Below are 12,199 nucleotides of genomic sequence, written 5' to 3' on the forward strand. Positions count from 1 at the left end.
TACGTGTTACTCACCCGTCCGCCGCTAACTTCTTAAGAGCAAGCTCTTAATCGGTTCGCTCGACTTGCATGTATTAGGCACGCCGCCAGCGTTCATCCTGAGCCAGGATCAAACTCTCCAATAAAGTGTTTGTCTAGCATCATAAATAAAAATTGACGTTTCACGTTGTTTGTTTCGTTCAGTTTTCAAAGAACTTGTTTGCCGCTCAATTGCGACTTCCTCATGTTAGCATCTTTGTTTTTCGATGTCAACATTGTTTTTTACTTCTTTTTTCTTTTCGCTTTCTGCTTTCGTGCATCAGCGACGTTTATTAATATAACACGGACATTACAGAGGGTCAATACTTTTTATAAAAAATTTCACATCCCGTTTAAACACTCCACAATTATAGTTAAATCACTACACAAGAAGACCGCTATTCCTTCACATCATTAGCTTATTATAAAAAATACATCTCTGTAACTTTATACAGCATTCAACAAATAAGATATCAATCATCCAAAAATTCAGAAATATATGATATATTATCCTTATAGGAAGGTGAAGGGAATGAGCATTAAATACTCAAATAAAATCAATAAGATTAGAACCTTTGCACTAAGTTTAGTATTCATCGGGCTTTTTATTGCATACTTAGGGGTCTTTTTTCGGGAACATATGATTATTATGACCATTTTCATGATGGTTGGTTTTTTAGCTGTCATCGCTAGTACAGTTGTTTATTTCTGGATTGGTATGTTATCAACAAAGACTGTCCAAGTTGTTTGTCCATCTTGCAATAAACCAACTAAAGTACTTGGACGAGTCGACTCTTGTATGCATTGCAACCAACCTCTAACGCTCGATCGTAATTTAGAAGGAAAAGAATTTGATGAAAAATACAACCGAAAGAATTACAAAGCCTAATGAAGAATATATGTTACTTCTATAAAAAAAGAGGCTGACTTAAAATGTCAGCCTCTTAATCGTTCTTATTACTTATTGCATTCTTGACAAACACCGTAAATTTCTAAACGATGACTATTGATTACAAAGCCAGTTGCTTTCGCAGCCTCATCTTCAATCTTCTCTAAACCTGCATACGGAAAATCTACAATTTTACCGCATTTTTCGCAAATAACATGATAATGTTGGCTTGTAACGTAATCAAACCTGCTAGATGCATCACCATACGTAAGTTCTTTTACAAGCCCTACTTCTTTAAATACGCGTAAGTTATTATAAACTGTCGCAACACTCATATTTGGGAACTTACCTTCTAATGCTTTATAAATTTCATCCGCTGTTGGGTGCGCCATAGATTCCACAAGGTACTCTAAAACAGCATGACGCTGTGGAGTAATGCGTACACCCGTATCTTTCAACATTTCCAGCGCTTCTTTTAATTCCTCTTTGACCACCGTCATGCACCCCGATTCTATACGGATTATTATTTTATAATTCTTATAAAGAGTGTACTCCTTTTCCTTTCACTCGTCAATATTTCTACTATAACTATGTGTTTTATTCTTGATCTTACATTCATTTCACTCTAATAAGCGGTAAAAGTACGGATGATTTAACTAACTATCAATGGACGATCCTACTGATAGCAGTTTCATTTTATTTTTATATGAGGCTGCCTTTTTTTATACATATACATAAAAAAAGTGCGAGAAAAACTCGCACTTGGAAAACTATCACCTGAGGAGGTATGCCCTACACTACTAACATATGAGAAATCCCCAAAAGTGTATAGACATATACCTTGTAATATTTCACTTATTATTTTGTGCTGCACAAGTGGGTAAAACCCCGCCTTTATTAATAGAAGTTTCACTTTATCCCGCATTAACGGGCAGTAAAACCCCCACCTCAAGATTCGAAGAAAAGCAAAGAAGCTAAGTGAGGGCTAACTGCCCGTAAAAGCCCGATTGGTTCAACTAACCATCAGTGGGGAATGAAGCCCCCACCACTGATGGAAGTTTCACTCTATATAAGACAAAACTTCCTCTACGTGACCTTTTACTTTCACCTTGCGCCACTCTTTAACGAGTTCCCCTTCCTTGTTAATGAGAAAAGTAGAACGCTCAATACCCATATATTCTTTTCCAAAGTTCTTTTTTAGCTTCCAAACATCATATAGTTCTGCTACTTCATGTTGCTCATCCACTAAAAGTAAAAATGGTAAATCATGTTTTTCAATAAATTTCAAATGCCTATTTGCTGGATCAGGACTCACGCCAAGAATAACTGTATCTTTCTTTTGAAACACTCCGTAGGCATCACGAAAATCACATGCTTCTGTTGTACACCCTGGTGTCATATCTTTCGGATAAAAATAAAGTACAACATGTTTCCCACGAAAATCAGATAATTTCACTTGCTCTCCGTTACTTGCTTCTAGCGTAAAATCTGGTGCCATTTGTCCTACTGCAACCACGTATAATCACTCCTTGTCTTTTTCTTCCACTATATCAAATATCATATCATTTTTCAGTTTCCATAACTGTTCGTACAACAAACGCAAATGGCATCGTATACCCTATTAGCGCTTCTACAATCGCGATCCAACGGCCAATTCCAATAGGAGTTACATCCCCATATCCAACTGAGAGTAATGTAATCGCACTAAAATATAAACATACCTCTACAAGTGAAAATGAATGACTCGTTATCATCTTTCCGTCTTCCTGTAATACCGAAAATCCACTTTCTTCTAGAACAACATAACTTAACGCAAATGCAATTAGTATGGTTGTATAAATAAGAAATAATGAAATAAGATTATACAAAGAAAAAAAACGATTTGATCCCCCCGCCGAACTCCATAACAATTGGATACTTCGTAACACAGCAATCGCAGCAATAAATAAAATAATTCCCCATAACATGTCCTCCACCTCATTTTATTTGTATGAGGACAAAGGTAGTTTTATCCCATCCTCAATGGACAATGAAACCTAGAGAAAAACTCCCATCATTGGGAGTTTTCTGAATCCCCCACGAATAGCGGGATAAACAAATTAACTTTATTAATTTCCAGCACCGCGATATCGTTTTACTCCTATATTCCAAACGAAAAAACCAATTGAGAAGCAAATAATCCCAACAACAGGTGTTGCAAATGCGTAAGAATTCCATTCTGTTTTTCCTAGAAAATAAGATGCTGGATACACACCAACAAAAGCAAATGGCAATACAAACGTTAAGATAAAACGAATGACGCGATTATAAATGTTAACAGGATAACGTCCATAGTTTCCGATATTATACATAAGCGGCATAATGGAACTTCTTGCATCTGACCAAAAACCAATGCTTGCAAGTGTTATGAAAATTCCCCCATACACCAGCGCACCGCCTAGTACCATTAATATAAATAAAAAGAAATCATACCAATGAAATGTTAATTGAAGTTGTACTACAGCATATCCCATTACCGCAAAACCTGTTATCGCACCAAGAAGTGACTCCAACTCCATTCGTTCTAATATAATTTGAAACAAACTGTGAATGGGACGTGTTAAAATCCGATCCATTTCACCTTTTACGATATAACGATCATTAAAGTCCCATATATTAAAGAACGCTGAAAAAACTGCAAATGGAACTAAGAAGAACCCATAAATGAAAATAACTTCCTCCTTATTCCATCCTTTCAATTCTTGTGTATGTCCAAATACAACAAGAATAAAGATTAAGTTTACTGCTTGTAGCAATAAATCTGATAATAAACCAACAATAAAATCACCACGGTATTCTAGCTTCGTTTTTATATATTGACTTGCATATTGTAAAAACAACTTAAAATATAACATTCCTCATCATCCCCCTTGCACAATCAGCCGTTTTCTCGCTGTTTTCCACATCATAACAATTGGAATAATGAGCAAAGCCGCCCATGTTATTTGAAATAATAAAGCTTTATAAATTGCCTCACCTTGTATTCCTTCAGAAAAAATCATACTCGGAATGTAACTAATCGCTTGAAACGGCAAAAACGTCATTGCTTTTTGAGCCCATAACGGATAGAAGCTAATTGGGAGTAACAGTCCGGAAAACAAATCGATAACGACACGTTTTGCATACATAATTCCATTATTATTAAATAAAAAGAACGTTAACATCCCTGTCATTAAATTAATTTGTGTATTAATGATAAAACTAAATAATAGCGATAAGAAGAAGTACAACCATGTTTGGAAATTCGTTGTAATTTGCAGTGAGAACAACAATGTAACAATCACCATACCTGGAATAGAAAAGAAAGCAAATCTAAAAATCCCTTCTCCTAGCCCTTGCATCACTTTCATACCTAAATAGTTATATGGACGAATTAACTCAACCGCAACCCGCCCTTCTGTAATTTCCATCGCAATCTCTCTGTCGATGTTATTAAAATAAAAAGCACGAGCCATCCATGCAATTGCGATATAGGTTGTCATTTGTGTAACTGATAAACTCTCGATATTTTCTTTCCCACTATAAATCGCTTGCCATAAAAAATAATATGCTCCGATATTAATCGTATAAATGATAATACCGCTATAATAGTTTGATCGATAAGCAAGCATCATTAAAAAACGGACGCGAATCATTTCAATATACTTACCCATGAGTTATGCCCTCTTCATAAATATTACGAATGATTTCCTCCGTAGATACTTCATTAATTTTTAAATCTTTAATTGCAAAAGTTTGTACAACTTTTGATATAAGAGTGGAAATAATAATTTCTTCATTCGGAATCTTGGCGATCCATGTATTTTGTTCTTTTCCTTGCGACCAAACTACATCATTATCAGGCATTAACATCGCAAGCTGCTGATAAGTAACAGGAGTTCCAAATTGAAAATGTATTTCCTTTTCTGCTCCCCACTGCGATCTTAGCTTGTCTAAAGATCCGTCATACATTATTTTTCCTTCATCTAACATAACCACACGATCACAAAGCGCCTCAATATCTGTAATGTCATGTGTCGTTAATAAAATTGTTGTTTTATATCGCTCATTCATTTCTTTTAGAAAGTCACGGATTTTCAATTTAACAAGAACATCAAGTCCAATTGTTGGTTCATCCAAAAACAATAACGGCGGATTATGAATTAACGCTGCCGCTAATTCGCAGCGCATCCGCTGTCCAAGAGATAGCTTCCGAACTGGCTTGTCCAAGAGCGGACCAATATCTAACGTTTCAATCACATGCTCCATATGTTCTTTATATTGCTGATCAGAAACACCGTATACTTTTTTTAATAAACGGAATGACTCTTGTACAGCAATATCCCACCAAAGCTGCGAACGCTGCCCAAACACAACACCAATCGTTTTCACAAATTCTTCCCTTTGTTTGTGAGGATTCATGCCATTCACAGTGATTTGTCCAGCAGTCGGTGTTAAAATACCTGTTAACATCTTAATAGTAGTGGATTTACCAGCACCATTTTCACCAATATATCCAACCATCTCCCCTTGCTTTACAGTAAAAGAAATATCATTTACTGCTGGTACAATCTTATAATTACGATTTAATAAATCCCGAAACGCTCCCTTTAATCCTGAGCGACTTGAGTACGATGTAAATTCTTTTCGTAAATCTTTTACTTCAATAACCGTCTCCATACTCATTCTCCTTTCTGTTTCTCTCTCTAATAGGCAGCACCTTTCATTTTCCTATAATATAAAGACAGCGAGCTTTTGCAGGATTCCTCCTATGAACTCGCTTCATTTAACTAACAATGAAGTAGATAATGCCGACGAAAGTTTCAGTTTAGCACAACGAATAGTTTACCCAACAGTAACAACTATCACAAACAATACGTCTTTTCCAAAAACGTGTTAAAATAATACATAGATTTTTGTAAGGAGATGAATTTTCATGAAATTCACAAAATCGGAAGAACTACATAAAGAAGCCTTAGAACATATCGTTGGTGGTGTAAATAGCCCTTCTCGCTCTTATAAAGCGGTTGGCGGTGGATCACCTGTTGCAATGGAGCGCGGTAAAGGCGCTTACTTTTGGGATGTAGACGGCAACAAATATATCGATTATTTAGCAGCGTACGGACCAATTATTACAGGTCACGCTCATCCACACGTAACAGAAGCAATTAAAGTAGCTGCTGAAAATGGTGTATTATACGGAACACCAACAGCTTTAGAAGTAAAGTTTGCTAAAATGCTAAAAGAAGCCATGCCTGCAATGGATAAAGTACGTTTTGTAAACTCTGGAACAGAGGCTGTTATGACAACAATCCGCGTTGCTCGCGCTTATACAGGGCGCACGAAAATTATGAAATTTGCTGGTTGCTACCATGGACATTCTGATTTAGTACTTGTAGCAGCTGGCTCTGGTCCTTCTACACTTGGTACTCCTGATTCTGCGGGTGTACCACAGAGCATCGCACAAGAAGTAATCACAGTTCCTTTTAATAATGTAGAGACATTAAAAGAGGCATTAGATAAATGGGGACATGAAGTAGCAGCGATTCTTGTAGAACCAATCGTTGGGAACTTCGGAATTGTAGAACCAAAACCTGGATTCCTTGAAAAAGTAAATGAACTTGTTCATGCAGCAGGTGCATTAGTCATTTATGATGAGGTTATCACAGCTTTCCGCTTTATGTATGGTGGTGCTCAAGACTTACTCGGTGTAACACCAGACTTAACTGCTCTTGGCAAAATAATCGGCGGCGGTCTTCCAATTGGCGCTTACGGTGGTAAAAAAGAAATTATGGAACAAGTTGCACCACTTGGCCCTGCTTACCAAGCTGGCACAATGGCTGGAAACCCAGCTTCTATGGCTTCTGGTATCGCATGCTTAGAAGTACTAAAGCAAGAAGGAGTATACGAAAAACTAGATGAACTTGGAGCAATGCTTGAAAAAGGTATTTTGGAACAAGCAGCTGCACACAACATTGATATTACAGTAAATCGTCTAAAAGGCGCTTTAACAGTATACTTTACTAAAAATAAAATCGAAGACTACGATGCTGCACAAAATACAGACGGTGAAATTTTTGGTAAATTCTTTAAGCTAATGCTTCATGAAGGAATTAACTTAGCGCCATCTAAATATGAAGCATGGTTCTTAACAACAGAGCATACAAAAGAAGACATTGAATACACAATCGAAGCTGTTGGCAGAGCATTTGCTGCATTAAAATAAAGTGAAACTTCCATCAGTGGGGGCTTCATCCCCCACTGATCAACAGTAAAAACATATCGCCTAATTAAGCGGAATAAAATAAAAACAGAGGATCTCCTCTGTTTTTTTATTTTTACTATTTCATAAATCATGAATTAATAGTATAATTATTCAAAATTATCTATTTTTTATTCCTAAATAACGATTCATTATTTTAAATATTAGGTGTCGTACACCTTTAATATTTTGATTATTCTAATTCCATATCAAGGGGGGATTGACGGATGCTCAATAAAACAAATAGATGGACACCGTCTTTATTTCAAAATTATGCAAATGCAGAACATGACGCGTGTGGAATCGTTTCCGTAATGGAAAAACGAAACATTCCAACGAAAGAAAATATTAATCTTTGTATAGAATCGCTGGTAAAAATGAATCATCGTGCTGGATTTATTAATAATGAAGGTGACGGGATTGGAATTCATATCGATCTTCCAAAAACACTTTGGAAAGAAAAATTAAATCAAAATGGTTATAATCCAGCATTAGTGGACCATCCCCACTTTATCGTTGGACATTTTTTTCTACACCAAAAAGGAGATGCAAACTCCTTACAAAATGATATTCGTTCCTTGCTGCAGAAAGAAAATCTAACTATCGTATTTGAAACTAGCACCGTAACAAACTCTGATGCACTCGGACCTCTCGGCAAACAAGAAGAACCACTATTTTGGCAAATTGCTGTTGTTCCAGAAAATCAACATAAAAAGATTGATCAATTATTATTCTCTCTAACGATAGAAATTGAAAAAAACGAAGCAATTCATGTCGCGTCATTCAGTCAGGATTATGTTGTTTATAAAGTACTCGGAGCTGGTGATACACTTGTGGCATACTATGCTGACCTGCGAAATCCACTTATCGCATCTACAATGACACTTGGACATAACCGTTATTCTACTAACACATTATCTAATTTTTTTCGCGTTCAGCCATTTAGTATACTTGGGCATAATGGAGAAATTAACACAATTGCTAAGCTGCGTGATCAAGCTGAAATGATTGATGTACCACTTACAATCGGAGGCAGCGACTCTCAAGACTTAAACCGCACCCTAGAAACACTTCTCACTCATTACAACTACAGTTTATTCGAAGCGATGGATATATTATTTCCACCAATTATTAATGAAATTAAGTTATACAAGCCGCATATGCAAGACTTATATACGTATATGCGTGAAGCTTGGGGACATTTTGCTCAAGGACCGGCTGGAATTATTTCAAGGCATAAAGATGAAGCTGTTTTTAGTGTAGACTCTCTCGGTTTACGACCAGTTTGGAAAACAGAAACAGAAAATTCTTATATCTTCTCTTCTGAACCAGGTGTTATTTCTCCATCAGAATATGTCGCGGAACCAAAATCACTTGCTCCTGGAGAAAAAATAGGGTTAAAGCGGAATTCACAAGGCGAGCTTATTTTATACGAATACGATGTATATCAAGAGGAAGTATATACACGTATGAAACAACGAATTGACTTTACCGACTATCGTCATCATCTACATGTTCCACCAACAGAAGAGCTGGATAATCTTGCTTCAATTACTGAAGTCAAAACAGAACAATACGCAGCCTTTGGCTGGGACCGCGAGCATATTCAGCTTCTCGAACAAATGGCTGAAAAAGGCGCTGAGCCAATCCGTTCTCTCGGACATGATGCTCCTCTTGCAGGACTCGATATAGGAAGAAGAAATATTGCTGACTTTATAAAGGAAAGCGTTGCTGTGGTAACAAATCCTGCTATTGATCGCGATCGAGAAATAGAGCACTTCTCTACACGTACAATTGTAGGAACACGTCCAAATCTGTATGCCACAGAAGAACAACCATTTGTTGTAGAACTTCCAAGTCCTATTGTCTTAGAAGGAGAATCCGGACAGCAAGCAACAAAGCATCTAGAAACAGTAACATATGAACAACTCATCCGTACGTTTGCTCTGCATAGCACTGTCTATAAATTATCTGGAACATTTACAGCGGATGAAACTTTATATACTGCACTGAATCGACTAGGATCAGAAGCTGTAACAGCAGTAAAAAAAGGAGCCTCTCTTCTCGTACTCGACGATGCAAAGGCTCATCAAAATAACCAATTATGGATTGATCCACACTTAATCACAGCAAAAATCCATCAAGAACTTACAAAACACAAACTCCGTCGTGAGTGTGCAATTGTCGTACGCTCTGGAGCGCTTCGTTCTTTACATGATATTGTAACGTTATATGGTTTAGGAGCAGACGTTATAAATCCATACCTTACATTTGCAACAGTAAATGACAGAACAGAAAAGCCTATTCTAAATTTATATACTGCATTCAATAAAGGGCTTGAAAAAGTTATTTCAACACTTGGAATTCATGAATTACGCGGCTACGGCCGACTCTTCTCTTCCATTGGTTTACATGAAGAAATCGCATGTATACTGGATATTACAAACTTCCTTGGATCTGACACGTTAGATTTTTCACTAGAAGCACTAGCTGAGGATGCAACAGCACGAGCAATAGATTATGCGAATGAAAAAGCAAAAATAAGAAAAACATTTCATCTATTCCCGCGCATTTGGAAAGCAATCGGGGACATCGCAAAAGGAAATGCCTACGATGATTATCGTGAAAAACTAGAAGAATTAGAAGAAAAAAATCCAACAACAATTCGGCATCTTATAAAGATAAAGGAAACAAATCATAAAGTTCCAATTGAGCGAGTTTCAATTGGAGTAAAAAATCATAGCCTGCCATTTATTATTAGTTCGATGTCATTCGGCTCACAAAATGAAATTGCCTTCCGTGCTTATGCTGAGGCTGCCGACCGCTTAAATATGATTAGTTTAAACGGTGAAGGCGGCGAAATTAAAGATATGATTGGCAAATATCCGCATACACGCGGACAACAAGTTGCGTCAGGACGGTTTGGCGTCAATGCTGAACTGCTTAATTCCTCTAACTTAATTGAAATTAAAATCGGGCAAGGAGCAAAACCGGGAGAAGGCGGACATTTACCAGGCTCAAAAGTAACAGCAAAAATTGCAGAAGCGCGAAATGCAACAATTGGTTCCGACTTAATCTCTCCTTCTAATAACCATGACATTTATTCGATTGAAGACTTAGCTCAAATGATTACAGAAATTAAAACGGCTAATCAACATGCTAAAGTAGCTGTTAAAGTTCCTGTTGTCCCTAATATCGGAACCATTGCAGTCGGCATCGCCAAAGCTGGTGCTGATTTTATCAACATTAGCGGTTTCGACGGCGGAACAGGTGCAGCACGTATTCACGCCTTACAACACGTTGGCCTTCCTGTTGAAATTGGTGTAAAAGCGGCCCATAACGCTCTATTAGAAGCCGGTATGAGACATCACGTAGAAATTTGGGCTGATGGTGGTATACGCAGCGCTGCAGATGTATTAAAAATAATGCTTCTTGGTGCAAACCGTATTGGCTTTGGTACACTTTCTATGATTGCCATTGGTTGTACAACATGCCGCGGTTGTCATTTAGATACATGTCATGTTGGAATTGCAACGCAAATTGAATCAGAAGCACAAGCGAAAGAACATGGTCTGCGCCGCTTTGTACCACGAAATTTTGAAAGTGCTGTAGAAGGATTATTAAATTTATTCACAGCTTTCGGAACAGAACTAAAGCGATTAACAGGGCAGCTTGGTCATACAAACTTACAAGAAATTGTCGGATGTTCCGATTTATTAGAACAAGTAAGCGGCCAGCATTCACTTAATTTACATTACCTATTACAAACATTAGAAGATGTAACATACCATGCCCTGCAAGCAACATCACAGCAAAAATGCGATGAAACCCCTTATGCCATTGAATCAAAAGAGCTTGTTAGTGTTGGCGTTGAACAGCGCGTAATGGGCGGCATGGAATCTTGCTACCGCGTGCGTAGTAAATTGTACGAAAATCATGTATTAGAGCCAATTACATTAAAGTACACAAATGGTTCCATTCCCGGAAATGGCTTAGGTGCCTATAATAGTGAAAATCTATTCATTCATGTCAATGGCGGCGCGCAAGACGGCATCGGAAAAACAGCTTTTGGAGGCGGTATTTACATTACAAAAACAAAAGGAAAAGACGATAAATACTATAACGGTTCTGCTGGAAAAGGATTCGGATACGGAGCGCAAAAAGGATCATTATACGTACAAGGAAATGCTGACGCTAGAGCTGGGATTCGTCTATCAGGGGCTGATATGATTATTGGCGGAAGAATGACAAAACCACTCCCAAAAGAAGAGTATGGAAATATTGGTGTTCACGCTAATATAAAAGGATTTGCTTTTGAATATATGACAAACGGCCGCGCGCTCGTCCTCGGTGACCCTGGCCCGTGGATTTGTGCCGGAATGACAGGAGGAGTTGTATACTTACGTCATGAGCCTGATCTCGGATTAACAGAACAAGCATTAGAGCGACGAATTGCAAAAGGAGCGAATGTTACTCTTCGTCCACTCAGCAAAATAGGAGAATCTGATGTGAAAGAGTTATTATTAGACTATCTTCGTATATTAAATGAACATGAACAATATGAAGAAGTTGCTCTTCTTTCACCTTTGTTAGAAGATATGAATTCGCATTTTTACGAAGTAATTCCAGCAAAAGAGCAAGCAGACCCGTCTGTTTCAACAGAATAAAATAAAGTGAAACTTCCATCAGCGGGGGGATTCTTTACCCCCACTGATGGTTAGTTAAATCAATCAAGCACAGACCAGTTCCCCACCTCAAGATTCTTAGGGTTCCTCATAATCTTGAGGCGGGGCTTATTGCCTGCAAATAGCGGAATAAAATTTTCATTATTTGAGAATAACAGTTTTCTAATTGACGACTTATGATTCTCGTAGTACTCTATAACAAATAAAAAAACCTGCTGAATTTCAGCAGGTTTTTTCATTAAAATATTACTTGCTAACATAAGTTAATGAATGTATAGTATCATGTTGTACATTCATTATGACAAGAAAGAAAGGATATAAAAAAGAG

9 protein-coding genes and 1 rRNA gene are annotated in these 12,199 nt (G+C 37.4%); 3 read left to right on the forward strand and 7 right to left on the reverse strand.

All coding sequences use genetic code 11. The features are described from left to right. Positions 1–124: ribosomal RNA gene (locus WAX78_RS19870) — 16S ribosomal RNA — on the reverse strand; the annotation flags it as partial. 425 nt (positions 125–549) lie between these two features. Between WAX78_RS19870 and WAX78_RS19875 the strand changes: the two genes are divergently transcribed. Beyond that, positions 550–906 (forward strand): YgzB family protein, encoded by a 357-nt coding sequence (locus WAX78_RS19875; protein WP_336483743.1) that lies wholly within the window; start codon positions 550–552, stop codon positions 904–906. Positions 907–974: 68 nt separating this feature from the next. Here WAX78_RS19875 and perR read toward each other — a convergent pair whose 3' ends face one another. The 6 genes from perR to WAX78_RS19905 form a co-directional block, all read right to left on the reverse strand. Further along, positions 975–1,400 carry a peroxide-responsive transcriptional repressor PerR gene (gene perR / locus WAX78_RS19880; RefSeq protein WP_336483744.1) on the reverse strand — a complete coding sequence of 142 codons (426 nt, stop codon included), beginning with the start codon at positions 1,398–1,400 and terminating at the stop codon, positions 975–977. 566 nt (positions 1,401–1,966) lie between these two features. After that, the gene (bcp, locus tag WAX78_RS19885; protein ID WP_336483745.1) at positions 1,967–2,422 is read right to left on the reverse strand and encodes a thioredoxin-dependent thiol peroxidase; all 456 of its coding nucleotides are present in this window, start codon (positions 2,420–2,422) and stop codon (positions 1,967–1,969) included. A 46-nt stretch (positions 2,423–2,468) separates the two neighbouring features. After that, positions 2,469–2,873: an ion channel gene (locus tag WAX78_RS19890; protein ID WP_336483746.1), complete on the reverse strand. Its 405-nt coding sequence runs from the start codon at positions 2,871–2,873 to the stop codon at positions 2,469–2,471. 141 nt (positions 2,874–3,014) lie between these two features. Then, positions 3,015–3,800, reverse strand: coding sequence for an ABC transporter permease (locus WAX78_RS19895; protein WP_336483747.1), 786 nt, complete (start codon positions 3,798–3,800; stop codon positions 3,015–3,017). 6 nt (positions 3,801–3,806) lie between these two features. Next, entirely contained in the window at positions 3,807–4,598 is a 792-nt protein-coding gene (locus tag WAX78_RS19900) for an ABC transporter permease (RefSeq protein WP_336483748.1), read from the reverse strand. Further along, positions 4,591–5,604, reverse strand: coding sequence for an ABC transporter ATP-binding protein (locus WAX78_RS19905; protein ID WP_154709357.1), 1,014 nt, complete (start codon positions 5,602–5,604; stop codon positions 4,591–4,593). The genes WAX78_RS19900 and WAX78_RS19905 overlap by 8 nt, the downstream gene beginning before the upstream one ends. 256 nt (positions 5,605–5,860) lie before the next feature. Between WAX78_RS19905 and hemL the strand changes: the two genes are divergently transcribed. Next, positions 5,861–7,150, forward strand: a complete 1,290-nt coding sequence (gene hemL, locus WAX78_RS19910; RefSeq protein WP_336483749.1) for a glutamate-1-semialdehyde-2,1-aminomutase — start codon at positions 5,861–5,863, stop codon at positions 7,148–7,150. A gap of 263 nt (positions 7,151–7,413) precedes the next feature. Then, positions 7,414–11,853, forward strand: coding sequence for a glutamate synthase-related protein (locus tag WAX78_RS19915; RefSeq protein ID WP_336483750.1), 4,440 nt, complete (start codon positions 7,414–7,416; stop codon positions 11,851–11,853). The last annotated feature ends 346 nt before the right edge of the window (positions 11,854–12,199 follow it).

The organism is Bacillus yunxiaonensis, from assembly GCF_037104695.1.
Taxonomy (GTDB): domain Bacteria; phylum Bacillota; class Bacilli; order Bacillales; family Bacillaceae_G; genus Bacillus_A; species Bacillus_A yunxiaonensis.